Origin of the sequence: Lonepinella koalarum (genome assembly GCF_004565475.1) — a bacterium.
Lineage (GTDB): Bacteria > Pseudomonadota > Gammaproteobacteria > Enterobacterales > Pasteurellaceae > Lonepinella > Lonepinella koalarum.
Window position 1 is genome coordinate 265,653 of record NZ_SRHX01000001.1, and the last position, 25,928, is coordinate 291,580.

The following is a 25,928-nucleotide window of genomic DNA, read 5'->3' on the forward strand; positions in this document are numbered from 1 at the left end:
TTATTCCTTAACTAAATTCACGTCTGTAATGCGGATATATTTAATCGCTTGGCGGAAATAAGTGTAGCTAATATGAATCGTGCCGTTTTGTCCTTGAATAATACTTGGGTACGAAAATTCCCGATTAATTTTTTGTTGGGAATTATTGCTCATACAATAACCATCACCTTCATCAAGGTTTTTCACCACTTGCCAAGTTAAGCCTAAGTCTGGCGAAATAGCTAAACTCATTGGGGCTCGTGGAGCTCCCCAAAATGCGGTTTTGCCGTGTTTGGTTTGATTCATCACCACTTTGTCGTCTGCGGATTCATCTTCAATTTCATCATAAAGCGATGTTCTGCGTTCTGTGGCATCTAACTGACTAGAATTATTGAACACTAACGCCAAATCGCCGTTAGATAAAGTCGTTACTTGAATAGATGAATTATTATTAGGCAATGTGGTTGGTACAGGATCTGACCAAGTATTACCATTGTCATCAGACACACTGCGATAAATATGATCCGCCCAACGGCTACGGAATAACGCAATCAGCGATCCATTTTTTGCCAAGGTGATATTCATGTGAACGCAACCTACGCTATTTGGCACGATGACATCTCGCCATGTTTTGCCCAAATCTGACGAAATTTTCACCGCACTATAATCGTTATTGCCGACCCATTTTTCCCCTTGTTCAACCACGCAATAAAACACAGGCAACAACCAATCGCCATTGTTTAATACTACTATCGGTTGACGAACAAATGTGCCAGCCTGATTTAATAGGGTTTCAATGTTTCCCCAAGTTACGCCAAAATCATTAGATTTTCGGCATCTCACAATAGCCGTATCTTGATTGCCGGAAATTTGTGCAGTCCAAAGTAACCATAACACATTATCGGGAGCAAGAAATAAAATCGGGTTTTGCTCAGAACGAGTAGGATCATCAGACAATTTTTGTGGGGTTGACCACTGTTTGCTATCTTTTTCTAAACGAGCAAGATAAATGGAAATATCTGCCACACCTTCTTGCGTGCCACCAAACCAAGTGCAAAGTAAATCGCCGTTTGGCAATTCAAACAAGTTGGATGCGTGGTTTTGTGGACAGAGTACAGGGATCATGGCTGTACTGATATATTCATTAATGGCATTCACTTTGCCGTCAGCGACAACGTCGTTATTTGTTGTTAATGTCATTGTTATTCTTCCTTTTTATTATGCTTGAGCGAGTTTATTTTTAACTGAGCCTGATTTCCAACACCAAGCAATCATCACAGCGGCGACACCTAAGAAAACAAACCAAAGTAGCGTGTTAGATTTTTCTAGTACAATACCTAAACTGATGGCTAAGAAAATGATTCTTTCGACCCAGTTGAGATTTTTCTTGAGCCAGCCTTGTAGGAATACCGCCCAACAGAATGTGGCAACGAGCATACCTGCAAAGGCAATCATAATCGCCCCGATACTGCCTTTCCATAACACCACGGGATCGCTGATAAAGCTAAATGGAATTAAGAAAATCACCAGTGCGTATGAGAAAGCAATAAAACCTGTTTTTGATGAATCACTGTTGGCAATGGCTGCGGCAGCATAAGAACAAAGTGCCACAGGTGGAGTTACCATTGAAAGTACGCAGTAATACATAATAAACATATTGGCGGCTAATTTATCAATCCCCATATCCGTTAAGGCGGGAGCAAAAATAATCGCACCAATAATATAGGCTGCCACAGTCGGTAAGCCCATACCCATAATGATACAACCAAGAATCACCATAAGTAGGGATAAATACAGATTGCCTGTCCCCACATCGCTTAAAATCTCAACGAATTTAAAAGCAAGGTTAGATTGAGTTGCCACCACCATAATAATCCCAACTGATGCCAACGGCACAGATACCCACGCCATTTGTTTGGCGGTATCAATTAGCATTGGATAAATTTCTTTGAGATTATAACGTGTATTTTTGCGTAACAAAGGGGCAAGCAAAGCGATCACTGCTCCCACAAAGGCAGCATAGGGAGCGGAATAACCAGCCACTAATGCCACCACTAATAACAATGGTGAAAACAGTAAATGGATTCTTGGCATAATCGGCTCAATCACCAAATCTTTAGCATTGATATTACCTACGCCTGTTTTTCTCGCTCGTAAATCCACAATAACGAATAAAGCAAAGTAAAAGGCAACAGCAGGAATTAAGCCAGCAGCGGCAATTTCGACGTAAGGAATCCCTAACATATCCGCCATCACGAAAGCGGCAATACCCATAACGGGTGGCATTAATTGTCCGCCAGTGGAAGCAATGGCTTCGGTAGCAGCAGCTTGTTCTTTGGTGTAGCCTGAGCGTTGCATAATCGGAATGGTGAGTACGCCCGTAGATGTGGTATTAGCTACTGCAGAACCGCTGACCATACCAAATAAGGCTGAACCCAATAGGGACATTTTCGCTGATCCGCCTGTTAAACGAGCTGTCGCTTTCATGGCTAAATCAATAAATACTGAACCACCGCCCGTCATGGTAAATACACAACCAAACAACACGAAATAGAATACAAAGTTTATGGCGGTACTTGCCGTGATCCCAAAGATCCCTTCGGTTTGCATGCTGATTAATTCTGCCATCGTGTCCAGTGAAAAGCCTTCAAAGGCTGTCCATCCAGGGAAATAAGGACCGAAAAATCCATAAAGAACAAAAACAATCACCACGGAAAGCAAGGAAAATCCCACAGATCGTCTGACGGCTTCAAACAGCATTAAAAGTCCTGCTACAAAAGCGAATTTATCAGCAAACAATACATCATCAATCATTTCAAGACGAGATTCTAATCTTGCCGTAGAAGTGTAATAATGGTAACAAATATAAAGCGTTACCCCAATACAACATAAATCAATCGCTCGGCTTAACCAAGGTAATTTGTCATCTTTAAATGTCAAAGGCTGAAAGCAAAACACCAGCGCCGTTGCCATATAAACATGGACACTGGCAGCCATTAACGGCGACATGGGGGCAAAAAATTGCTGTAATAAAAAGGCAATATAACCGATGCCCAGCACAGCAGAAAGCAATTTTAAGAAATTAGCGTATGTCATAGAAATACCCTTTATTTACTTATGTGAGATGTGGGCGTAATGGCAACCAAAAATAGATGCCATTACGCTAGAGATTGCAAGGGGTTATTTGATCCAACCTTGCTCACGGAAATATTTTGCTGCTCCTGGGTGGAGTTCAAAAATACCTGCGTTTTTGACAATATCTTCTGGTTTCCAGAACGCAAGTGGTGGGTGAGTTTCTTTAAGTTTAGCTTGATTTTCCACTAAGGCTTTAGTGACTTGGTAAACCGTGTTTTCATCTTCTTTCGCATGTGTCACAAATACGGTGGCACTCACTGGATTGATGTAATCTGCGGTTTGACCACGATAAGTATCCGCTGGCATTGTTCCTGTTGGCAAGCCCAATTTGGCTAAATCATCAAGCACTTTTTGTGGATAAGGAATATACACCATATCATTGGTTAAAGTGATTTCCGTTAAGTTCGGGTGCATCGCTGGCACGTTATCAATATACACATCAATGGTATTATCACGCAACATTTGGCTAGCTTGTCCGCTACTGATTTGTACCACTTTGCCTTTGGCTTTCATGGTTTCAAAATCTGTGCCTAGGGATTTAAAAATAAAATCTACAATAATTGGCACTTGTGAACCTGTTGGTTTGGTGGCAATCACCACTTTATCCGCATTAACAATTTTCTCTAAGCTGTCATTGCCGGTGGATTCTACCCAAGATTTACGAGCCACTACAATCGTATGCCCTTCTTGCATACCGTCAAAGATTAAACGCAAATCTTTGTTGGGTTTGCCTTCATATAATTCGGTAATACCATCTCTTGCCCACACGATGGCATTAGATGTGGCAAAACCAAAATCTGCTTTGGCATCATTCACTACCACAGGATTGGTCATACCACCTCCACGTGGAATCACTTTTAATTTAAATTCATTGTTGGTTGCTTCAGGAATTAAACGGCTGAATGTGGTGGCATAAGTGTACCAACCATTGCCCGGTGGCTGACTAATCAAACTGCTCTCAACATTAGCGGAAACGCTGGCAGAAAACACCAGAGTAGAGAAAAGTACTTTTAAAGTGCGGTTAAATTTACGCATATTTTTGATCCTCTCATTTGTGGTTTGGTTATGCAATTAATTTGCGATAAATGGTTTTTATATCATCTTTATTCATTGGTTTTGGGTTGTTATCTAACAATCTTTTCACGCTTAATGCTGCTTCGGATAATTCATCTAACACATCTTCATTAATGCCAACGGCGGTTAAATCGCACTTAATCTCAAGATCACGAATTAACGCATAAAGCTCATCAATCATTTTTTCTGCTGCTTGTCGCAAGGTCAGTCCTTGTACATCTAATCCCATAGCAAACGCCACATTGGCAAATTTTTCTTCACACACAGGCAAATTAAATTTCATTACGTCAGGCAATAAAATGGCATTAGATAAGCCGTGTGGTATATGATATTTTCCGCCTAACGGATAAGATAAAGCATGGACGGCAACGGTGCTGGATGTGGCAATACAAGCTCCACCTAAAAACGAACCTAGCAACATATTTTCACGAGCTTGAATATCTGTTCCGTGGTTAAATGCGGTGCGAATATTTTTGGTGATTAATTCCACCGCTTTCAAAGCGAACATCTCGCTAAATGGCGATGATTTTTTGGAAATGTAACACTCAATCGCATGGCATAAGGCATCAATTCCAGTGTTTGCGGTAATATGTTTTGGCAAACTGAGCGTTAATTCCGCATCTAAGATCACCGCACTTGCCACCAATTTTTCATCGACTACGCCAATTTTGAGCTCACGTTCTGTATCCAACACAATAGAATTTTGTGTCGCTTCCGAACCCGTGCCAGATGTGGTTGGGATCATCAAAGTTGGCAAACTGCGATGAACAAATTTTTTCGTTCCAGAAGTGACTTCCGTTAATGCAATGTCTTTATTATTCAACATTAACGCAACTAATTTAGCGGTATCCATCGCACTGCCGCCGCCCAATCCAATCACAGCTTCAGCATTGCATTTGACGGATTGCTCAAAAATCTCATTCACAGCGGAAATTGGCGGTTCAGGTGGCACATTGCTAATAATATGCACGCCAATACCTGCCTGTTCTAACAACTGTTTTGGATTATTGATTAACCCTGCTTTAAATACGCCTTCATCGGTAATTAATACTACATTTGTGGCGTTATAGCCTTTGATTACATCAGCAATTTGGCTAAGGCTGCCCGCACCGCCAATGACTTTGCTTGGATTAAATAAGGAATAAATCGCTGTCATTTTTTTCTCCGCTTAATAAAGTTTAAACACATCCAACAACGCCCGATCAATCACTTCGTTCACGCAGTTTGACGGTTCTCTTGCTGGACCTACGTTATGTCCGCGTAAAAGTGCGGCACGTTTTACCACAGAATTTGGATTGCCCATTTGCATCACATTGCGAAATGCTCGGATTTTCTTTTGAGCAGCGTTGGCGTTGGCAAAATCGCCTTGTTGCCAATATTCGTAAATAGACACCATTAATTCAGGGAACACGTTGGAACAACCGCTAATCGCCCCAGTACCGCCAGCTAACAATGTCCATAAAATCAACGAATCACTGCCAGCCATCACAGCCAAATTCTCGGTGGTATTTTCAATATATTTCAAGGAATTATCAAAATTACCACTGCTGTCTTTAATGCCGATAATATTGGCGTTGGCTTGGGCTAATTTTTTCACCGTGCTGGCTTCAATATTGTTGCCTGAGCGAGCAGGAATGTTGTACATCAAAATCGGGGCATCCACATTTTTCGCCACCGTGTCAAAATGACGATATAAATCATCTTGGCTAACGGACACAAAATAGGGCGAAATCACCGACAACACGTCCACGCCTAAGTCTTTCACTTGATTAGAAAATTCAATGGTTTCTTTGGTGGTAATACAGCCTGTTCCTGCATACACTGGCACTCGCCCGTCCACGGCTTCCACGGCGGCTTGAATAATCTCCAATTTTTCCTGTTGATTAAAGGCATAAAACTCGCCGTTTGTGCCTAAGGGAAAAATGCCGTGAATCCCTGCCTTAATCAAATAATCAATGTATTCTTGATAGGCTTGCGGATTGAATTTTTCGTTGTCGTCCAATGCAGTTAGCACGGGGGCAACGATACCTTTTGGTTTAAACTGTTCTTTAGACTGTTCTTTAGACATAGTAGCTCCTTATTTCGCAAATTTCTGATTCGCCATTTTGGCACCTAAATACAAGGCTTCGGTCATGCTACGACTATCTGCCACGCCCTTTCCTGCAATGGGGAACGCCGTGCCGTGATCCACCGATGTGCGGATAAATGGCAAGCCTGTGGTCACGTTCACGCCGCTTTCAAAGCCGATTAATTTAATCGGGATATGCCCCTGATCGTGGTACATCACCACCACCATATCAAATTCGTCTAAGTTCACCGCACGGTGGAACAGCGTGTCTGGCGGCAGTGGGCCTTGCACATTGAAACCTTTGGCAAGGGCGGCTTTCACGGCTGGCACGATTTCTTTTTCATCTTCATCTCCAAATAAACCATGTTCGCCAGCGTGGGCATTAAAGCCCGCCACCGCAATTCTCGGTTCAGCAAAACCAAGCATTTGAGCGTATTCTTGAGCAAGATCAATCACGGTAGAAATCCGCTCGGTTTTAATCAAATCGCACGCCTGCCGCATAGACACATGGGTGGTGACATGGATCACGTTTAATTTTTCGCTGGTCAACATCATGGAAAAATCTTTAGTGCCACTTAGTTCAGCCAAAATTTCTGTATGCCCGGGGAAAATTTTGCCGCCAGCATGCAGAGCTTCTTTGTTTAAAGGTGCGGTGACAATGGCGTGAATTTTTTTCTCCATTGCCAACCCCACCGCTTTTTCAATATATTCATAGGCGGCAAGTCCTGCTTTGCCACTGACTTGAGCGAACGGCAAATCGGCCGGCAAATTGTCTAAATCCAAAATATCAATGTAGCCAAATTCGCTGTGAAGTTCGTCCACGCTTGCCACTTTGCGAAGTTTCAGATCGGATTTCACAATGGCTAATGCCCGTTGCATAATCTTAAAATCACCCACCACCACAATCTGTGCCAGCTCATAAATTCGCTTATCTTCCAATGCTTTAATCACCACTTCCGGGCCAATGCCAGCCGCATCGCCCATGGTGATCGCTAAAATCGGTTGCATAAAAACTCCTTAGTTAAAATAGTCTAAAATTCGTTGTAACAATGGCACGGAGCCAAAACCGCCCGCCTTGGTCATCACAGGAATGGCGGAAATGGGGCTGTTGGGGAAATAGCCATAAGGCACGCCCGCTTCAATTTCGCCAGCAATTTGGTAATGATCCAACTGCAACTGTTTCGCCACCGAAAAAGCAATATCGCCACCTGTTAAAAATAACGCCGAAAATTGATACCGCTGTTGTTCTAATAACTGACTGACGAATAAAGCGATTTTTTGGCTAATTTGGTTACCCAATTCCGCACGGCTACAATTTAACTCCGCACAAAGTAGCGAGATATTCAGCCGTTCATTCAGTGAGCTTTCGGTTTTCAACAGCAAATGTTGATGATTTTTCAGCACGGCTTTTGCGGATAACATTAATGTTTCGCTATATCTTTGATCTTGCAGTAAATTTTTAATATTGATCACCAGTGTTGCCACCTGTGCATTATCCTTAATATAATCCACCTGCTTGCAACTCACTTCACTCATAGACCCCACCACAAACAATATGGGCTTTTTGTTTAAACCCGCCGCAATAGACTGAGCCAAGCCTGATGAACCTGCTACGATACAAGGTTGATTTACTTCCTTAATTAGCTCGGCAATGTGCTGTAAATCCTGCTCAGTTTCTGCATCAAAGCTGATAATCGCTTGAGTGTTTTCCGCCATAATGGAATAAATCACCGAGACTGCGGTGTTTTTTTCTGTTGTTTTTTTAAATTCAAAAACAGGCACATCTGTTTGGCTCTCAATAATTGCTTTTACGCTGGAGGACACAATCGGCGTTTTGGGATCGGTGGCAAATTCTGTTTCTAACAACGGCACATCATTCACATATAAAATCCCATCACGCACCACACGCCCTGCTTTTGGTAACGCAGAACATACAAAGGCGATTTTACGTTCACTCGCCGACAAACAAGCGGCAAGCTCTGCCCCAATATTGCCACGCAAGGTGGAATCAATTTTTTTATAAACCTGTTCCGCTTTTGCATGGGCGAACACCTGATAAATCGCTTGTTGTGCATCAGCACAATTCATCGCCCGACTATCCGTATTCACCACCACAACCTCCGCTGTGCCTTGATATTGAGCAAAGTCACTCAATAGCACATCGACCGCAATATGTTGTTGGTGAAACTGTAAGCCTGTGTCGTTAGCACCGGTAAAATCATCAGCAATGACTAATACTTTCATGAACATCATCTCGTTTATTTGATGGCGGTTAGTATAAAGCAACGAAAAAATAAAAACTGTGATCTCGATCACAAAATTGAATATTTATATTCACAATGATTAAATGTAATCATTGTGTTGCACTATTAGATTGGCAGAGATATGTCAAATAATTAATGAAAAAGATTATCGAAACTCTTTCGGCGTTACTCCGAATTCTTTCTTAAATACCGCATAAAAATATTGCAATGATGGATAACCGCAAATTTCTGCGATTTCTTGAATAGATACATCAGTAGATTGAAGTAGATACTGAGCTCGGGCGAGCTTTTCTTCATGAATTACCTGATGAATGGTTTTACCCATTTCTTGTTTGAAACGAGCTTCTAAATTGGAACGAGAAATATGTAAATGATCCAGTACTTGTTCGGTTTTGATACCATGGCAAGCTTTCTGGCGAATAAAGTGCATTGCTTGAATTACAAAAGGATCTTGTAATGAACGATAATCGGTGGATCGTCTTTCTGCGACTTTTAAAGGTGCAATCAGTAAAGGTTTATGAGCAACCTTTATACCGTTCAAGCATTTATGCAACAATTTTGCTGCTTGATAACCAATTTGTGCCGTACCTTGTTGTACAGAAGACAGGGAAATACGAGAAAGGTATTGAATTAATTCTTCGTTATCAATGCCGATAATACATAATTGTTCAGGTACGGCAATTTTGAGATGTTCACAGGCTTGTAGTAAATGTCTGGCTCTGGCATCGGTTACTGCAATAATACCAGTGTAATCAGGCAGGGTTTTAATCCACTGAGCTAATTTCTCTTGAGATTCAACCCAATTATGTGAATGGGTCTGATCGCCTAAATAATAATAGGATTCCTGTTCATATTTTTCCATTAACTGTAAAAAGGCATGTTGTCTTTCTAACGCCCAATGTTTTGGTGTATCCGCTGGGTAGCCATAAAACGCAAAGCGGTTAATCCCTTTTTGTTTTAAATGCAAAAACGCCATTTCCACTAAGGCGTAATTATCAGTAGCCACATAAGGTAAATCGGGATAAAAGCGAGGATTTTGGTATGAACCACCCACGGCGATAATCGGAACGTTGACATTTTGCAATAATTCCACGGTTTCAGGATCATCAAAATCCGCAATAATACCATCAATGGACAGACTTTCAATGGTGTTGCGATGATAGACAAAATCGTCTTCCACAAAAATATCCCAACTACATTGAGACGCTTGAATATATTGTCCAACACCTTCTATTACACCACGATCATAGATTTTGTTGGCATTGAATAGAAGGGCGACTTTGTCGTGTTGTCGTGACATTTTGGTTCTCCTTTGTTTCCGGATAACTATAAGATAAAAAAGATTATTTTGCAAAACAATACAAAAAAGCACCGCAGTTTTCACAAACGGTGCTTAACTTGCCTTATTTTACACTTTTTTCTTACTCATCGTATCAAACCATACTGCAAGCAATAAAATTGCCCCTTTAATGATATATTGCCAAAAAGTTGGAACATCTAGCATACTCATGCCATTGTCTAATAAAGCAATAATGAACGCACCAACCACCACGCCGTAAATACTACCAATTCCACCTGCCAAACTGGCTCCACCAATGACACAAGAAGCTATAGCATCCATTTCAGCACTTTGCCCTGCAGATGGGGCGCCTGCTCCCAGTCTTGCACTTAAAATCAATCCTGCAATTGCCACCAGAAAGCCATTAATGGCAAAAATTGTGAGTCTGACTTTTTCAACGCCAATGCCTGATAATTTCGCTGCATCAATATTGCCACCAATGGCATAAACACTGCGACCAAAGGTTGTTTTACGAGCCACAAATGTGCCGATGATGGTAAGCAAGGCAAGCAATAATACAGGGAATGGCACGCCACGATAATCATTAAGTAGATAAATGGCACCCAACACTAAAACGGCGATTATCCCATATTTTGCTGTTTCTTTGCTTAGCGTTGGAACGGGAAGATTGAGCCGTTGACGAACTTTACGCTGGTAACTAACCCAAAGGGCAAAACAGCCTAATGCTGCCACACCAATCAACATCCCCACAATATCAGATAAATAGCCTTGTCCAATGGCAGTCATTTCGTGGCTAATGGGAGAAACGGTTGTGCCGTTGGTTAGACCAATTAAAATACCACGGAAAGCCAGCATACCGGCAAGGGTCACAATAAAGGCGGGGACTTTTTGATAGGCTATCCACCAGCCATTCCATGCACCAAGTAATAATCCTAACACTAAGGTAACAATTATCGTCAAAGACAATGGCCAGCCCCACCACACGTTGGTAATTGCTGCAAAGCCACCTAATAAGCCCATGAGTGATCCTACCGATAAATCAATTTCGGCAGCAATGATCACAAACGCCATACCAATCGCCAAAATGCCTGTAATGGATGTTTGGCGTAGTAAGTTGGAAATATTTCTGGCACTTAAATAGGCCCCATCGGTTAAAAATGAGAAAAACACCATAATGACCACAATGGCGATAAGCAGAATATACATCTGCAAATTAATGGATTTAAATTTGTTCATAATGTCTCCTTAAGAGCGGCTTCCATCACTTGTTCTTGGGTTAAATTATCATTGATTAAATCGGCTTTGATTTTGCCTTGGTGCATGACTAACACTCGATCACTAATCCCCAACACTTCGGGCAATTCCGATGAAATCACGATGATAGCGATGCCTTGTTGTGCTAATTGATTAATCAATTTATAAATTTCATATTTCGCCCCCACGTCAATACCCCGAGTGGGTTCATCTAAAATCAAGATCTTAGGGTTGAGCAATAAACATTTGGCTAAAATCGCTTTTTGTTGATTACCACCACTTAACCGCCCAATGGCAAGATCTACGCTAGCGGTTTTGACTTTCAATTTAGCAATAGATTGATTAATAATGGTTTCTTCCAGCGGTTCATTAATCACTTTTTTGCCAAAACAAAATTGGGGTAATGCCGCCAGTGTAATATTTTTACCCACCGACATAATGGGAACAATGCCATGTTTTTTGCGATCTTCAGGTACCATAACAATATGGCGTTCAATGGCTTGCGTGCAGTTTTTAATCTCTACTTTTTGATTTTCAAGATAAATATCGCCTTGATATTTGCCTAAATAAGAACCAAACAGACATTGTGCCATTTCGGTTCGCCCTGAACCCACAAGCCCTGCTACGCCTAAAATTTCCCCTTTGTGTAAGGCAAAATGAGCATTATCGACTCGTTTAATGTGCGTATTGGTGGTATGCCAAGCATTAAGATTTTCCACTCGCAAAATTTCTTCGCCAATCTCATGGGGTTCAACAGGATAAAGCGAAGTGATTTCACGCCCTACCATCATGGTAATAATGTTATCTTCGCTTAAGTCTGTGGCTAAATGTGTACCAATATGCTCTCCGTCTCGAATGACACAAATCTTGTCAGAAATGGCTTTTACTTCATTGAGTTTGTGTGAAATATAAATACAAGCAATATTATGTGCTTTGAGATCTTTAATTAGATTGAGCAAAATTGCCGTTTCTTTTTCTGTGAGTGATGCCGTTGGTTCATCTAAAATAAGCAGCCGCACTTGTTTATTTAAGGCTTTAGCGATTTCCACCAACTGTTGTTGCCCTAAACCTAATTCCGCTACCTTGGTATGCGGATCCACATTGAGTTGCACTTGTTCCAGCAAGGTTTGACAACGCAGGTACATTTCATTGTCGTTGGTTATGCCAAATTGAGTAATTTCATTGCCTAAAAACATATTTTCCAACACGGACATCTGTTTTACTAAGGTCAATTCCTGATGAATAATCGAAATGCCTTTTGACTCCGTATCTTTGATATTTTTAGCGACCAGTTTTTCGCCTGCAAAAGTAATCTCGCCTTGAAAATCACCGTGTGGATAAATGCCACATAACACTTTCATCAGCGTAGATTTACCCGAACCATTTTCGCCACACAATGACAGAATTTCGCCCATTTCTAAGGAAATGGAAATATTATTTAACGCTACCACATCACCAAATTTTTTGGTGATATTATGCATTTCCAATAAATTTGCCATACCCGTTTTCTCCATATCGGTTAAAGTGCGGTAAGAAAACCAAAAATTTTTTAATTTTCTACCGCACTTTTCACTTATTGATATACTGCTTCTTTTTTGTGGAAGCCATCTTTAATTACTGTTTCATCAATATTATCTTTAGTGACAGCTATCGGATCTAACAAATAGGCGGGCACATCTTTTAAGCCATTATTCAACGTACTATTGGATTGCACATTTTCATTTTTACCTAATGCTACAGAAATTTCTGCTGCTTTATCTGCCAACGTAGTAATCGGTTTATACACCGTCATCGTTTGAGTACCATCAATAATCCGTTTAATCGCGGCTAAATCCGCATCTTGCCCAGAAATCGCCACTTTACCAGATAAACCTTGCGCACTTAATGCCTGAATTGCCCCACCCGCAGTCGCATCATTAGAAGCCACAACCGCATCAATATTGTTTTTATTGGCGGTTAAGGCATTTTCCATAATTTGTAAGGCTTTTTCAGCTAACCAAGAATCCACCCATTGATCGCCCACGACTTTAATTTTGCCGCTATCAATTAACGGTTGTAACACTTTCATTTGCCCTTTGCGGAATAATTTCGCATTGTTATCCACAGGTGAACCGCCCATTAAGAAATAATTACCTTCTGGTTTTTTCTCGACAATGCTTTGAGCCTGTAATTCACCGACTTTTTCATTGTCAAAGGAAATATAAAAGTCGATATCCGCATTATTAATCAAGCGATCATACGCCAAGACTTTCACCCCTTCTTTTTTCGCCTCGGCAATCACATTGCTTAATACTTCACCGTTGAACGGAATAATCACCAATACATCAATACCTCGGTTTAACATATTTTCAATTTGTGAAATTTGAGCCTGAGCGTCACCGTTAGCAGATTGTACGGAAACTTGCGCACCAAGGGATTCTGCTTTTTTGACGAAAATATCACGGTCTTTTTGCCAACGCTCTAAACGCAGGTCATCAATGGACATACCAATTTTGAGATCTTTTGCTGCAGCACAACTACTAAAAGCAAGGGTAATGGCGGTTGCAACAGCGATTAATGTGGATTTAATTTTCATAAGACACCTCATTTAAATTAGGTTAAATTTCTTGATTTTGTCAGACAAAAGAAACGCCTGTTGGCTCTTTTGTTGAACAGCAGTTTGCGGTGATTTTGGACTAGGTGCAATTGCCAGATTTGATAACCTTATTACGTTTTTTCGTTTTTGTGAGCCAGTTCACAGAAATGAAAAATTAGAGTGGGAAAATGAAAAAACGTAAATTTGAAAAAATATTAATAAAAATACCGCACTTTTCAAGTTAGTAAAAGTACGGTATGTTTGGCTAAATTTAGATTATCAGATTAATTTTCTTTTTTTCGCCAATCCTTCGGCAATTTGCGAATAAATTTTATCCAAATTACAGAAATAAAGAACGACCAATCCAACCACAATCAACCCTGCTGGAACAAACGTGAAGACCCATTTAATGCCTTCAATGGTTTCACTGGTTTGAGTAGCCAACGTACCGTCATAAGCCACCCAAGCAAGACCCCAGCCCACTAACGCACTACCGATCCCGGCCCCCACTTTCATGCCAAAAGATGTGACCGAATTAGTTAAACCATCTAGCCGAACACCTGTTTTCCATTCACCATAATCAATGACATCTGCCACCATAGCGAATAAGCCTGCAGTATGGGGGATACCACCAATGCCGAGTAAAACTAAGCCAATCACGGCAGATGCAAAGCTAGTATCGCTCAATGCCATAATTAACAAGCCAGTGAGTTCTAGCACATAACCTAACATCATACTTTTCCATTTTCCTAGCCGGTTGTTAATATAAGGATAAACAAGATTACCAATGAGTTTAGGGAGAATAAAACATAAGGTTAATGTTCCCATAAGTGTAATATTGCCCAATACATCTTTGGCATAATAAATTCGTAGTCCGTTGTTTACCCCAAGAATGGTATAATTAATGACGAAAATAATCGCAAGCAAGATAAAATACTTATTGGTAAATAAGAGTTTAAATGACGATGTTGCATTTTGTTTATTTTCATTTGGAACAATGTTTTGTTCAATATGTACACGTTCTTTTGTACCAAAGAAAGTGATCAACAATAGAATAATTGCCAATCCGCCAAAAATCACCGACATGCCTGTCCAGCCAAATTTTTCCACAAAATGAATACAGCTATAATTGATAAATAATACCGTACACATAGTAAAGAAAAATCGCATGGAACTCATTGTTACCCGATCTTTTGGATCAGGGGCAGAAACAGATAGTAGGGTGTTATAGGACAAATTACAGGCAGTATAAATCACAGCTGACATCAAAATATAAGAAATACTGGCATAGGCAATTTTGCCGTTGTTGCTGAGGCTATCAGGAATACTAAACATCAGTACAAGCCCTAATCCCATAGGAACTGCTGACCAAAGAATCCAAGGGCGAGCTTTGCCCCAGCGGGTGTGCGTTCTGTCAATGATACCACCCATGACGAGATCAGATAAACCATCTAATAAACGGCTTAATAACATAATCGTACCGATAGTGGCAGCTGCAATGCCTACGCTATCGGTGTAATAAAGGGTGAGAAAGGATCCAATGGTTGTCCAGACTAAATTACAACCGCCATCGCCCACGGCAAAGGCAAAAATTTCTTTGCGTGTTGGTTTATTTTTACTCATATCATGACTCCTTGCCTTTTAAATTTAATGCCATAAGAGAAATATTCCCTTTGCCTTTGTAGATGAAATAAAGTTCTTTTTCTGTTGGGGTAAATTTGATGCAGGTTTCTGAAGAATTCCACCATTTAGATTGGTTTAATTTGATAATGCCCTTTGTTTCACCTAACGGATCCGTACGGATTTCTAAAATACCTTGTTGGGTTGAGCGATAAATCACTTCAATAGCCTGTGTTTCAGCAAGGTTGATATATTTGTACCCAATGAGATTATTATCTTGAACGTGAGTAATGTAGCGTTCGCCATTTCCTGTGGTGATATAGGGAAAATCCACTTCGCTGTTGGTTCTGCCGAGTGATGTTAATGCCCCCATTCGCCCATTGCTGAGATTGCAACAATAGACCGCAGGATAGAAAGCATTACCCGATAATGGCATAGGATTCATGCCACTGGTGGTAATCGTCACTTGTTTTATCTGTCCATCTGGCTCAAAATAAATTTTTTCTGCACAACCTTGTCGGTTGTATTGGTTTAATGAGGTATGGCGATGATAAAAAATGTACCATTGATCATGAATTTGTACTAATCCACCGTGATTGTTGCCAACAGACATTAATTTATCCTGTTCTGAACGCCCTTGATAACCGACATCACCATTACTTACAATCACCCCACCAAATACAAAGTCTTGCATCGGCTTATCACTTATAGCATAACAAAGCTGGTGGGTATTCACGGATGAATAAATGAGATAATATTTGTCATTAATTTTACGAACAGAAGGCGCTTCAAAATATTCATTGCCTGCAAAAGATGTGCCTTTGCTATAAATTAAACTAGGAATAACAATTTGTGGTTTGCCCTTGACGGTGAGCATATCATCTTCCAGCTCTACGACAGAACCGCCTTTTAAATCTTGTCCTTTATATCTTGGAATATTGATCATACAAGGCGCAAAACCAAAATACAGAAAGTTGCCATCTTCTGAACAAATCACAGACGGATCGTAGGGCTGATTATCGGTCATGATCGTGCCGTCAGGATATTGAATCTTACCGTAAAATTGATATTGACCTGCTGGTGTATCACAAACTGCCACACAAATCGCATCTTGAAATTTAACGCAATAATACAGATAAAACCGCCTGTCTTTGCCTTGCACCACATCAGGGGCATAGAGTGGCAATCCAGCTTGATTATCAGGATCGTCTTGTTTGCGATAAATCACGCCGTCATATCGCCAATCGGATAAATCATTTATCGGCGCAGACCAAGCCACATAATCCAATTCACAAAATTCATTGCCGTTTTCTTGGTCATGACTGCCAAATACATAAAGTCGGTCATCAAACACTCGGGGTTCGGCATCGGGAATATGTTCGTAGAGTGGCAAATAGGGATTGTGGCATTGGTTTTTCATCATTTTTTCCCCCATGATATTGTTGTATCGTATGAAAGTTTGCGGAAATTTTAAACAGAGGGCAATTATTAGATTTCACAACCCCATTACGTTTTTTCACTTTTGTGAGCCAGTTCACATAAACCAATAATCAGAATGGAAAAACGAAATAACGTAATTGAATAGATAGACAATTTTCCGCATTATTTTGACAAACCTATTTTTACCAACTTAACAGGAGAATGATGATGACGAGCTTTTTTAACCAAATTGATAAAATACAATACGAAGGTGAAGACTCAACCAATCCGTTTGCGTTTAAACATTACAACCCAACCCAACAAATTTTGGGTAAAACCATGGCGGAACATTTACGTTTAGCAGTCTGTTATTGGCATACCTTTTGCTGGAATGGCAATGATATGTTTGGCGTAGGGTCGCTGGATCGTTATTGGCAAAAAAATACGGATTTGCTCGCAGGTGCAAAACAAAAAGCGGATATCGCTTTTGAATTTTTGCAAAAATTAGGCGTGCCTTATTATTGTTTCCACGATGTGGATATTGCACCAGAAGGCAATTCTTTTAAAGAATATCAATATAATTTCCACACGATGGTGGATATTTTGGCTCAAAAACAAGCAGAAACAGGGCTAAAATTACTCTGGGGAACGGCAAATTGTTTTACCAATCCACGTTATATGTCGGGGGCGGCGACCAATCCCAATCCTGAAGTCTTTGCTTGGGCGGCGGGACAAGTGTTTAATGCCATGAATGCGACGCAAAAATTGGGGGGTGAAAATTATGTGTTATGGGGTGGTCGGGAAGGCTATGAAACTTTGTTAAACACCAATTTGAAACGTGAGCGTGAGCAAATGGGGCGTTTTATGCAAATGGTGGTGGAACATAAACATAAAATCGGCTTTAATGGTACATTATTAATTGAGCCGAAACCGCAAGAGCCAACCAAACATCAATATGATTATGATGTGGCGACCGTGTATGGTTTCTTAAAACAATTTGGCTTGGAAAAAGAAATCAAAGTCAATATTGAAGCCAACCACGCCACACTCGCAGGGCATACGTTCCAACACGAAATTGCCACGGCGGCGGCGTTGGATATTTTTGGATCCATTGATGCGAACCGTGGTGATCCACAATCAGGTTGGGATACGGATCAATTCCCGAATAGCGTAGAAGAAAATACCTTGGTTATCTATGAAATCTTAAAAGCAGGCGGTTTCACCACTGGTGGCTTTAATTTTGATGCCAAAGTTCGCCGTCAAAGTATTGACCCGAATGACTTATTCCACGCACATATTGGGGCGATTGATGTATTAGCATTATCCCTTAAACGAGCGGCTAAAATGCTAGAAGATCAAACCTTGCAAAATCTGGTAGATAGCCGTTATGCGGGCTGGAGCGGTGAGCTAGGACAACAAATTTTAGCGGGTAAAACGTCATTACAAGCGTTGGCTCAACGGGTTGAAACTCAAGGATTAAATCCGCTACCTGTTTCAGGGCAACAAGAATATTTGGAAAATTTGGTGAATCGTTATATTTATAAATAAGACAAAACCGCGGTGTAAAACATTAAAATTTTGCACCGCAGTTTTAAGGAGCAACTATGTACATCGGTATCGATCTTGGCACATCAGGCGTAAAAGTGGTGTTGTTGAATGATGAGCAGCAAGTGATTGCTACGACACAGAGTGCGTTAACCGTTTCTCGTCCGCAACCTTTGTGGTCAGAGCAAGAGCCGCAGGATTGGTGGCATGCCGTCAGTTCTGCCATGCAACAGTTAAGTGAACAGCAGGATTTGCGAGCCGTGAAAGCCATTGGCTTAACAGGGCAAATGCACGGAGCAACCTTGCTGGATAAATCGGATCAGGTGTTGCGACCTGCCATTTTGTGGAATGATGGTCGCAGTTTTGCGGAATGTGCCGAGTTGGAAGCCCTTGTGCCTAACAGTCGTGACATTACAGGCAATTTGATGATGCCAGGCTTTACTGCTCCGAAATTGCGTTGGTTAGCAAAGCATCAACCTGATATAGCCGAAAAAGTGCATAAAGTTTTATTACCAAAAGACTATTTACGCCTGTTGATGACGGGCGAATATGCGTCCGATATGTCTGATGCATCAGGCACCATGTGGCTAGATGTGGAGACAAGGGATTGGAATGATGCCTTGCTCAATGCTTGTGGATTAAGCCGAGAGAATATGCCGAGTTTATTTGAAGGCAATCAAATTACAGGTCATTTACGTCAGGACATTGCTGAACGTTGGAAAATGCCACAAGTGCCTGTGGTGGCAGGTGGTGGTGATAATGCGGCTGGGGCGATAGGCGTAGGGTTGTATCAAACAGGACAAGCGATGTTGTCTTTAGGGACATCTGGGGTGTATTTTGTGGTCACTGATAAATTCACGGCGAATCCGCAAAAAGCGGTGCATAGTTTTTGCCACGCTTTGCCTAACCGTTGGCATTTAATGTCGGTGATTTTAACCGCAGCTTCGGCAGTAGATTGGGTGAAAAATGCGACCAATACGGCGGATGTCGCCACGCTTTTCCAACAAATTGAGCAAACTGCGGTCAATTCTGAAGCGATTTTCTTACCTTATCTCTCTGGCGAACGCACACCACACAACGACCCTTATGCGAAAGGGGTATTCTGGGGATTAAGCCATAACGACAATGCCCAAACCTTGGCAAAAGCCGTGGTGGAAGGTGTGAGTTTCGCCTTGGCAGACGGCATTGACGTATTACACGAAACTGGCGTACAAGCGGACAATATCACGCTCATCGGTGGTGGCGCAAAAAGTGCCTATTGGCGACAATTATTGGCGGATATTACGGGAAAAACCTTGGAATATCGCACAGGCGGTGATGTAGGTCCTGCATTGGGAGCTGCGAAACTCGCTCAAATTGCGTTAAATCCCACCGCAGATTTAGCGGCGTTGTGTAAGCCGTTGCCGTTAGAAAAAGTGTATCAGCCGAACAAAGATAAATGGGCGTTGTATCAAGAAAAACGAGCGAAGTTTGGGGAGATTTATCGGCGGTTGAAAGGACTTTCGTAACAACAGCCCAAAAGTGCAGTACAAAATTTCGCAGAAATTTTGTACTGCACTTTTTTGACGTTTAAATTCTGAGCTAATCCAATAAACAATCTAGCAATAGTTGCACTCATTAAATTGGATAAGGTCGCAGCTAATAAAGCTCTAAAACCAAGTTTAGCAATTTCACTGGTGCGTTCTGGCACAATGGCTCCAAACGCTCCGACAATCACACCAATTGAGCCGAAATTGGCAAAGCCACATAAGCCAAGGGCAATAATCACAATGGTTTTTGGATCGAGATTGCCTAAACCTTCTTTGAGATATGGGCTGAAATTCATATAAGCGACAAATTCGTTAATGGCGATCATTACCACAAACACCATTACAACCGTGGCAACGCCAACCGCAATTCGCATGCCGACCATTGCCCCATAATCATTTCTCCTTAAGATCGTGAATTATTTTGTCGTTACAACATGGCAAATTCTCGTGCAATTTGGCTGGCTAATTTTGCATTATTCAATACCAAATTAATATTAGAACTTAAACTGTCGCCGTCTGTGAGTTCACACACCCGAGCCAGCAAGAATGGCGTGCTGTTTTTGCCGTGAACGCCTTGCTCTTCCGATTCTTTCAAGGCTTGTTCAATGGCGGCGTTGATGGTGCTTTCTGGCATTTCAAATTCGCGTGGAATTGGGTTGGCAATCACTAAACCGCCGTTTAATCCCAGCTGCCATTTGGCTTGCATTGCTAAAGCAATTTGTTCGGGCGAGTCCAGTCTGACGCTCACTTCAAAATTGCTGCGACTGGTGTAAAAGGCTGGCAGTTGCTGGGTTTGGTAGCCGATTAACGGCACGCCGAAGGTTTCTAAATATTCGGTGGTTAGCCCTAAATCCAAAATCGATTTTGCCCCAGCGCAAACCACGGCCACGTTGGTGTGAGCCAATTCTTGCAAGTCGGCGGAAATGTCAAAAGTCGTTTCCGCTCCACGATGCACGCCGCCGATGCCACCTGTGGCGAACACCTTAATGCCAGCCAATGCTGCTACAATCATGGTCGCCGCCACGGTGGTCGCTCCGTGTTTTTTGGCGGCGACAATAAACGGCAAATCACGGCGGTTGACTTTGGCGATCGCTTGCCCTTCTTTGCCTAAAATTTCGATTTCATCACGGCTTAAACCCGCTTTTAATCGCCCGTTAATAATCGCAATGGTGGCAGGAATTGCCCCGTTATCCCGAATGACTTGCTCGACTCTCAACGCCGTTTCGACATTTTGCGGATAGGGCATGCCGTGCGAAATAATGGTCGATTCAAGGGCGACCACGGGGTTGCCTTGTTGCAAGGCTTGTGCCACTTCAGGGGCGATGTCTAAAAATTTGTTCATTGTTGGATCTCCAAAAGTTTGTTAACGCTATCGTCTGATAGATTAGGATTGTGAGTAAATTCAGAAGAAAGAGCCATAGCAGAGCAGGCTTGGGCATAGCAAACCGATTCGGCGAACGCCTTATTTTCCAAATAACAACAGGCAAGCCCTGCCATCATCGCATCGCCTGCCCCCGTTACATTGACCACATTAGTTTTTAACGCAGGTTGAACCGTCGCCACACCGCCTTTTTCGCTATAAAAAATGCCGTCAGCACCAAGGCTAATCACCAATCGCTGCAAACCTTGGCGATGAAACCATTGTGCCACGGATGGCAAATCTTGTTCGTTGTTAATTTGAATGCCGCTTAGCATTTCTGCTTCCAGCCGATTAGGTTTTAAGGTGTGAATTTTATGCAAATAGTCTTTGATTTTTTCGGCTTTGAAAGTCGAAACGGGGTCAACAAAAATCGGCAAATCGCCACAATTATTAAACAGCCAAGCCAAGGTTTTTTCAGGCAAATTGCAATCCAACACAACGACATCGGAATGCTGGATAAATTCAAGGCGAGAAGAAAGCAGTGCAGGGGTGAGCCGTTGCAAAATCGCCATATCATTAATGGCGACCACCATTTCGCCTGCAGAATCGTGCAATGAAAGATAGGTTGATGTGGTTTCATCAAACAGTTTATAACAGCGATCCACCATCACGCCAGCCAGCCTTGTGGTTTCCAACACCGTTGCCCCCGAACTGTCATCGCCCACTACTGAAATTAAATGCGATTCTTGCCCGAGCATGGCGATATTCTGAGCAATATTTCGCCCAACGCCACCTGCACTGCATTTGATTTTGCCAAGATTGGAATCCTGCGGCTTGAGCGGCGACAACGCCGTGCCTGCAATATCCATATTCGCTCCCCCAATGGTTACAATCCGTTTATTGGGAGCAAGAATATAACCCTTGCCACGAATTTTTCCTTTTTTGGTCAAATTCATGATATAGCTTGCCACGTTTGAACGGGTTAGCCCAAGCTGCTCGGCAATTTCATTCTGTTGTAAAAATGGATTTTTGGCTAACAGTGCCAAAATTTGTTGCTCTTTATTCATATCAACACCTGTTATATTTTTAACAACTGTTGGTATTTTCTGCTGGTTTAAACAAAAAGCAATCGGGTTTTGCTGGAAATGTGAACTGGATCACAATAAATTTTCAATGCAGAAAAAAGTGCGGTGAAAACTTACAAAATTTTGCGATTTTTTACCGCACTTTGAGTTAGCCACAAAATTCTGTTGGCGTTTGGTGAAATTCTTTTTTGAAGACGGTGTAAAAATATTGTAATGATGGATAATAGCACGACTATGTTGTGTTTCTTTCCTAATCGTTCAGCAAAAATTCAGTAGCTGTAATAATGGATAAATGGCGATAGGGATTCATTGAAAGCAAATCTTTTTTATCACCTGTTACCAATAATCTTGCATTCGCTGCAATTGCTATTTCTAAAAATTTGTTATCTTTCGGATCTTGGCAATCCGTGATAGTTTTTGTGATTTCAATTTGTTCAACCGCTTTGGAGAAAAATTGAATAAAGTGTTCTCGCTCTACAACGCTATTAAAATAACGAGAAAATTTAGGTCGTCGTATCACTTCGATAAATTCATTCAATGTCTGTTGTGAAACAAAAACTTGATAATATTGCAAGGCTTTTTGCAACACCTGATTGGGAACGGAATGAGGGAAAATTGCCGCATTAATTAGAATATTAGTATCAATAACGATACGATTATTTCTGAGCATAATAGGCTTCGATCTCTTCGTTAACGAATTGATACATTTCTTCTTCACTTAATGGCGATGGTTGAGTTTGACCGTTACGCTCTTGCAAAAGTGATAACATTTTCTCTTTGGCTTGTAATTTGAGTACATTAATGCCGTCATCATATCGCATAAGTAACATTGTTGGTCTACCATATTGGGTAATGGTTACTGGTTCTCTTCCTTTCACCATTTCAGCAATTTCGCCAAAACGGCTTTGAATTTCTTTGGATATAATTACTTGCATAGCTTTCTCCTTTGAAACATGATTTTCATCTTAGCTATCTTGGCTATAAAAGTCAAAAAATAAACAAAAAAGCACCGCAGTTTTTTTGCGATGCTTAACAGGAATTGATGTTTTATCTCGCTAGCATTGAAACATGCTCTGCCGCTTTCTGATTGGCATAGCCTACGGCAGATTTGAGTGTTTCACCGTTGATTAAACTGGCACATAAATGCCCCACGAAACAATCGCCTGCTCCGAGCGTGCTGATTAATTTTACTTTTATGGCTGGCATTACCCCTTGTTCTTGTTGATTGGCAAATGCCACACCATCGCCACCAGCGGTTACGACCACTTGCGGAAAATCTTGCTGCAAGCGTTGAGCGGCTTTTAAGGCAGAAGTTAAATCCGTGACTGCGATGCCACACATGGCTTCGGCTTCAACGGCATTGACAATCAGAATATCAATGAGTTTGATTAATTCTGGGGATAATTTTTTAGCTGGGGCCGCGTTAATACACACTGGAATATGTCGTTGATTGGCTTGTTGGGCGGCATTCAGATTGATTTCATCGCTGACTTCATTTTGTAAAATTAACATTTTGGTATCTTGCCAAAGGGAATCTTGTTCCAATACAGCTGACTCAATGGCAAGATTCGCCCCTGATACGACCACCGCACCATAATCCCCTTCGCTGTCCATAATGGCGACACTCATTCCTGACCCGAATTTATCAGTTTGTTGAACAAAGTCGGTATTGATCTGATGTTGTTTTAAATGTTCAAGTAAAAATGGGGCAAAATTATCTTTGCCTACACAGCTCACCATAAAGACATCGCAATCCGCTTTGGCACAGCCTACGGCTTGATTGCCCCCTTTACCACCAAATTTGGCGAACCATTTTTTACCTAACACCGTTTCGCCTTTGACTGGACGATGGGAAGATTCCACCACGATGTCATAATGCAAACTGCCTACTACAACGACTTTATTCATGTTGTATTCCTCATTTTATTCGTTTACTTTCTACGGCTGCTCTCGTTTTGGCAAGATAATTTTCTGCACGATTCAAATGGCGTTTTGCGACAGCCACGTAAAGTGCATCTAAAATATTTAATTGTGCCACCCGAGATGCCGCATTTTCGCCCAATAATAATGAACCTTGGGAAGTGGAGGTTAATACCACATCGGCGTATTGGGTAATCGGTGAAATGGCGTAATTAGTGATCACAATAGTTTTCGCCCCATTTTTGCGAGCCAGTTGTACGGGTTCAATCACATCAATGGTGGTGCCTGAATGGCTAATGGCGATCACGCAACTTTGATCATTACATACCGCACTGGACATTAACATCATGTGCGAATCATCATAAACCGAGGCTTTAATCCCAATACGTAAAAATTTATGTGCCATATCTTTGGCAATTTGAGCTGAACCACCAATCCCAAGTAAATCAATATGTTGAGCATTGGCTACAATCTCTACACAACGATCAAAGGCTTCAATATCCAAAATCGCCATGGTTTCTTCTAATGCTTGAATGGAGGTTTCAAACACTTTTTTGATCAACTGTGCAGAGGTATCCTGTTCAGAAATTTCATTGTGCAAATTTGCCACTTCTAATTGTTTGTAATATGCCAACCCTGAGCGAAAATCCCGAAAACCTGAAAATTCTAATTTTTTCGCAATTTTTACAATCATGGCTTCAGAAACCTGATTTTCTTCTGCCACTTCTTTTAACGGGGTTGTTTCAGAAAAATCTGGCTTCGCTAGTATCCTATCCAACACTTTCAATTCTAACGGGGTAAGTTGTTGTCTGCGGGTGCGGATATGTGCACCAATGGATTTCGGATCTAACTGTGCCATAGTATTATTTTCCTCTAGTTGCTCTATCAATTAACATGGCAACAATAATGATGATACCAGTGGCGAGTAATTGATAGAAGGCTTGAATATTTAGCAATGTTAACCCGTTGCGTAATGCCCCGAGAATAATTGCCCCTAAAATAGTGCCTATAATACTCCCTTTTCCGCCCATAAGCGATGCCCCACCGATGGCTGCCGCCGCAATGGCATCTAATTCCCATAAATTACCCAGCGTTGGATCGGCTGCCCCTAAACGTCCAACTAAAATTAATCCAGCTACAGCGCTCAAGAAACCTGAAAGCACATAAACCGTCACTTTAGTTTTTGCCACAGGCACACTACATACCCGAGCCGCTTCTTCATTGCCACCCACTGCAAATATATATTCACCCAATGGGGTTTTGGTCAATACAATCCAGAGAACTAAAGCAATCACAGTCACAATAATAACCGAGCTTGGAATCCCCAATAATGTGCCGTTCATTAGGCTACGGAAGTCTGCAGGAATCCCAAAAATCGGATTGCCCCCCGTGTAAATTAACGATAATGCACGGTAGAGTGATAATGCACCTAAGGTGACAATGAAAGGTTGTAAACCAGCGTAAGCAATTAATACACCGTTAAATAATCCCGTTAAAACGCCGACTAACAACGCCCCCAGTATGGCTAACGGTACTGGCACACCAGCCACCATTAAACTTGCTCCCACTACGGCAGAAATTGCCGCCGTTGGTCCCACTGATAAATCAATTCCAGCGGTAATAATCACCAATGTCATACCCAGTGCAATAATTGCATTAAGTGATGATTGTTGCAGAATATTCAATAAGTTAGGTGTGGTGAAAAATACGGGTGATAAAAAAGAGAAAACCGCAAAGATGATGATCAATCCCACCAATGTTCCCATATCACGCACATTTAATTTAATCATTGACATAATTT

Annotated in this window: 23 protein-coding genes; 2 read left to right on the top strand and 21 right to left on the bottom strand. The window is 41.5% G+C overall.

Annotated features, from left to right (window positions below; translation table 11 throughout):
- The 13 genes from E0709_RS01325 to E0709_RS01385 form a co-directional block, all read right to left on the bottom strand.
- The gene (locus E0709_RS01325; protein ID WP_132299773.1) at positions 1–1,179 is read right to left on the bottom strand and encodes a sialidase family protein; all 1,179 of its coding nucleotides are present in this window, start codon (positions 1,177–1,179) and stop codon (positions 1–3) included.
- 18 nt (positions 1,180–1,197) lie between these two features.
- On the bottom strand, positions 1,198–3,075 hold the full coding sequence (locus E0709_RS01330) for a TRAP transporter permease (RefSeq protein ID WP_132299775.1): 1,878 nt from the start codon (positions 3,073–3,075) through the stop codon (positions 1,198–1,200).
- A gap of 84 nt (positions 3,076–3,159) precedes the next feature.
- Positions 3,160–4,149 carry a TAXI family TRAP transporter solute-binding subunit gene (locus tag E0709_RS01335; protein ID WP_132299777.1) on the bottom strand — a complete coding sequence of 330 codons (990 nt, stop codon included), beginning with the start codon at positions 4,147–4,149 and terminating at the stop codon, positions 3,160–3,162.
- A gap of 28 nt (positions 4,150–4,177) precedes the next feature.
- Complete coding sequence (locus tag E0709_RS01340; protein WP_132299779.1) at positions 4,178–5,344, bottom strand: iron-containing alcohol dehydrogenase; 1,167 nt, start codon at positions 5,342–5,344, stop codon at positions 4,178–4,180.
- A 12-nt stretch (positions 5,345–5,356) separates the two neighbouring features.
- Entirely contained in the window at positions 5,357–6,256 is a 900-nt protein-coding gene (locus E0709_RS01345; RefSeq protein WP_132299781.1) for a dihydrodipicolinate synthase family protein, read from the bottom strand.
- Between the two features lie 9 nt (positions 6,257–6,265).
- Positions 6,266–7,264, bottom strand: coding sequence for a 4-hydroxythreonine-4-phosphate dehydrogenase PdxA (pdxA, locus tag E0709_RS01350; RefSeq protein WP_132299783.1), 999 nt, complete (start codon positions 7,262–7,264; stop codon positions 6,266–6,268).
- Positions 7,265–7,273: 9 nt separating this feature from the next.
- A complete protein-coding gene (locus tag E0709_RS01355) occupies positions 7,274–8,500 on the bottom strand; it encodes a four-carbon acid sugar kinase family protein (protein ID WP_165867191.1) in 1,227 nt (408 codons plus the stop codon).
- 165 nt (positions 8,501–8,665) lie between these two features.
- Positions 8,666–9,820, bottom strand: coding sequence for a XylR family transcriptional regulator (locus E0709_RS01360; protein WP_132299787.1), 1,155 nt, complete (start codon positions 9,818–9,820; stop codon positions 8,666–8,668).
- Positions 9,821–9,928: 108 nt separating this feature from the next.
- The gene (locus tag E0709_RS01365) at positions 9,929–11,056 is read right to left on the bottom strand and encodes a sugar ABC transporter permease (protein WP_132299789.1); all 1,128 of its coding nucleotides are present in this window, start codon (positions 11,054–11,056) and stop codon (positions 9,929–9,931) included.
- Positions 11,053–12,573, bottom strand: a complete 1,521-nt coding sequence (xylG, locus tag E0709_RS01370; protein WP_132299791.1) for a D-xylose ABC transporter ATP-binding protein — start codon at positions 12,571–12,573, stop codon at positions 11,053–11,055. Before xylG ends, E0709_RS01365 begins: the two co-directional genes overlap by 4 nt.
- 74 nt (positions 12,574–12,647) lie before the next feature.
- Entirely contained in the window at positions 12,648–13,649 is a 1,002-nt protein-coding gene (gene xylF / locus E0709_RS01375; protein WP_132299793.1) for a D-xylose ABC transporter substrate-binding protein, read from the bottom strand.
- Positions 13,650–13,928: 279 nt separating this feature from the next.
- Positions 13,929–15,272: an MFS transporter gene (locus E0709_RS01380; RefSeq protein WP_132299795.1), complete on the bottom strand. Its 1,344-nt coding sequence runs from the start codon at positions 15,270–15,272 to the stop codon at positions 13,929–13,931.
- A 1-nt stretch (position 15,273) separates the two neighbouring features.
- Complete coding sequence (locus E0709_RS01385) at positions 15,274–16,692, bottom strand: family 43 glycosylhydrolase (protein WP_165867192.1); 1,419 nt, start codon at positions 16,690–16,692, stop codon at positions 15,274–15,276.
- A 224-nt stretch (positions 16,693–16,916) separates the two neighbouring features.
- Here E0709_RS01385 and xylA point away from each other — a divergent pair, with 224 nt between their 5' ends.
- Together xylA and xylB are read left to right on the top strand one after the other, a co-directional pair.
- The gene (gene xylA / locus E0709_RS01390) at positions 16,917–18,236 is read left to right on the top strand and encodes a xylose isomerase (RefSeq protein ID WP_132299799.1); all 1,320 of its coding nucleotides are present in this window, start codon (positions 16,917–16,919) and stop codon (positions 18,234–18,236) included.
- Positions 18,237–18,292: 56 nt separating this feature from the next.
- Positions 18,293–19,741 (top strand): xylulokinase, encoded by a 1,449-nt coding sequence (xylB, locus tag E0709_RS01395; protein ID WP_132299801.1) that lies wholly within the window; start codon positions 18,293–18,295, stop codon positions 19,739–19,741.
- Here xylB and E0709_RS01400 read toward each other — a convergent pair.
- The 8 genes from E0709_RS01400 to E0709_RS01435 all read right to left on the bottom strand — a co-directional run bounded on the left by E0709_RS01400 (position 19,714) and on the right by E0709_RS01435 (position 25,923).
- Positions 19,714–20,136 (bottom strand): nucleoside transporter C-terminal domain-containing protein, encoded by a 423-nt coding sequence (locus E0709_RS01400; RefSeq protein ID WP_207905206.1) that lies wholly within the window; start codon positions 20,134–20,136, stop codon positions 19,714–19,716. The two genes, xylB and E0709_RS01400, sit on opposite strands and share 28 nt — an antisense overlap.
- 53 nt (positions 20,137–20,189) lie before the next feature.
- Entirely contained in the window at positions 20,190–21,104 is a 915-nt protein-coding gene (locus E0709_RS01405; protein ID WP_132299805.1) for a pseudouridine-5'-phosphate glycosidase, read from the bottom strand.
- Entirely contained in the window at positions 21,101–22,189 is a 1,089-nt protein-coding gene (locus E0709_RS01410) for a PfkB family carbohydrate kinase (RefSeq protein ID WP_132299807.1), read from the bottom strand. Before E0709_RS01410 ends, E0709_RS01405 begins: the two co-directional genes overlap by 4 nt.
- A gap of 268 nt (positions 22,190–22,457) precedes the next feature.
- Positions 22,458–22,877 (bottom strand): putative toxin-antitoxin system toxin component, PIN family, encoded by a 420-nt coding sequence (locus E0709_RS01415; RefSeq protein ID WP_132299809.1) that lies wholly within the window; start codon positions 22,875–22,877, stop codon positions 22,458–22,460.
- Positions 22,864–23,142 carry a type II toxin-antitoxin system Phd/YefM family antitoxin gene (locus E0709_RS01420; protein WP_132299811.1) on the bottom strand — a complete coding sequence of 93 codons (279 nt, stop codon included), beginning with the start codon at positions 23,140–23,142 and terminating at the stop codon, positions 22,864–22,866. Before E0709_RS01420 ends, E0709_RS01415 begins: the two co-directional genes overlap by 14 nt.
- 112 nt (positions 23,143–23,254) lie before the next feature.
- On the bottom strand, positions 23,255–24,115 hold the full coding sequence (locus E0709_RS01425; RefSeq protein WP_132299813.1) for a ribokinase: 861 nt from the start codon (positions 24,113–24,115) through the stop codon (positions 23,255–23,257).
- 10 nt (positions 24,116–24,125) lie between these two features.
- Positions 24,126–24,986, bottom strand: a complete 861-nt coding sequence (locus E0709_RS01430) for a MurR/RpiR family transcriptional regulator (RefSeq protein ID WP_132299815.1) — start codon at positions 24,984–24,986, stop codon at positions 24,126–24,128.
- A gap of 4 nt (positions 24,987–24,990) precedes the next feature.
- Positions 24,991–25,923, bottom strand: a complete 933-nt coding sequence (locus tag E0709_RS01435; protein ID WP_132299817.1) for an ABC transporter permease — start codon at positions 25,921–25,923, stop codon at positions 24,991–24,993.
- Positions 25,924–25,928: the final 5 nt, after the last annotated feature.

Bases quoted from the DNA above. Each gene is read 5' to 3' on its own strand.
- E0709_RS01325 (WP_132299773.1), bottom strand. From the start codon at position 1,179: ATGACATTAACAACAAATAACGACGTTGTCGCTGACGGCAAAGTGAAT.
- E0709_RS01330 (WP_132299775.1), bottom strand. From the start codon at position 3,075: ATGACATACGCTAATTTCTTAAAATTGCTTTCTGCTGTGCTGGGCATC.
- E0709_RS01335 (WP_132299777.1), bottom strand. From the start codon at position 4,149: ATGCGTAAATTTAACCGCACTTTAAAAGTACTTTTCTCTACTCTGGTG.
- E0709_RS01340 (WP_132299779.1), bottom strand. From the start codon at position 5,344: ATGACAGCGATTTATTCCTTATTTAATCCAAGCAAAGTCATTGGCGGT.
- E0709_RS01345 (WP_132299781.1), bottom strand. From the start codon at position 6,256: ATGTCTAAAGAACAGTCTAAAGAACAGTTTAAACCAAAAGGTATCGTT.
- pdxA (WP_132299783.1), bottom strand. From the start codon at position 7,264: ATGCAACCGATTTTAGCGATCACCATGGGCGATGCGGCTGGCATTGGC.
- E0709_RS01355 (WP_165867191.1), bottom strand. From the start codon at position 8,500: ATGAAAGTATTAGTCATTGCTGATGATTTTACCGGTGCTAACGACACA.
- E0709_RS01360 (WP_132299787.1), bottom strand. From the start codon at position 9,820: ATGTCACGACAACACGACAAAGTCGCCCTTCTATTCAATGCCAACAAA.
- E0709_RS01365 (WP_132299789.1), bottom strand. From the start codon at position 11,056: ATGAACAAATTTAAATCCATTAATTTGCAGATGTATATTCTGCTTATC.
- xylG (WP_132299791.1), bottom strand. From the start codon at position 12,573: ATGGCAAATTTATTGGAAATGCATAATATCACCAAAAAATTTGGTGAT.
- xylF (WP_132299793.1), bottom strand. From the start codon at position 13,649: ATGAAAATTAAATCCACATTAATCGCTGTTGCAACCGCCATTACCCTT.
- E0709_RS01380 (WP_132299795.1), bottom strand. From the start codon at position 15,272: ATGAGTAAAAATAAACCAACACGCAAAGAAATTTTTGCCTTTGCCGTG.
- E0709_RS01385 (WP_165867192.1), bottom strand. From the start codon at position 16,692: ATGATGAAAAACCAATGCCACAATCCCTATTTGCCACTCTACGAACAT.
- xylA (WP_132299799.1), top strand. From the start codon at position 16,917: ATGACGAGCTTTTTTAACCAAATTGATAAAATACAATACGAAGGTGAA.
- xylB (WP_132299801.1), top strand. From the start codon at position 18,293: ATGTACATCGGTATCGATCTTGGCACATCAGGCGTAAAAGTGGTGTTG.
- E0709_RS01400 (WP_207905206.1), bottom strand. From the start codon at position 20,136: ATGCGAATTGCGGTTGGCGTTGCCACGGTTGTAATGGTGTTTGTGGTA.
- E0709_RS01405 (WP_132299805.1), bottom strand. From the start codon at position 21,104: ATGAACAAATTTTTAGACATCGCCCCTGAAGTGGCACAAGCCTTGCAA.
- E0709_RS01410 (WP_132299807.1), bottom strand. From the start codon at position 22,189: ATGAATAAAGAGCAACAAATTTTGGCACTGTTAGCCAAAAATCCATTT.
- E0709_RS01415 (WP_132299809.1), bottom strand. From the start codon at position 22,877: ATGCTCAGAAATAATCGTATCGTTATTGATACTAATATTCTAATTAAT.
- E0709_RS01420 (WP_132299811.1), bottom strand. From the start codon at position 23,142: ATGCAAGTAATTATATCCAAAGAAATTCAAAGCCGTTTTGGCGAAATT.
- E0709_RS01425 (WP_132299813.1), bottom strand. From the start codon at position 24,115: ATGAATAAAGTCGTTGTAGTAGGCAGTTTGCATTATGACATCGTGGTG.
- E0709_RS01430 (WP_132299815.1), bottom strand. From the start codon at position 24,986: ATGGCACAGTTAGATCCGAAATCCATTGGTGCACATATCCGCACCCGC.
- E0709_RS01435 (WP_132299817.1), bottom strand. From the start codon at position 25,923: ATGTCAATGATTAAATTAAATGTGCGTGATATGGGAACATTGGTGGGA.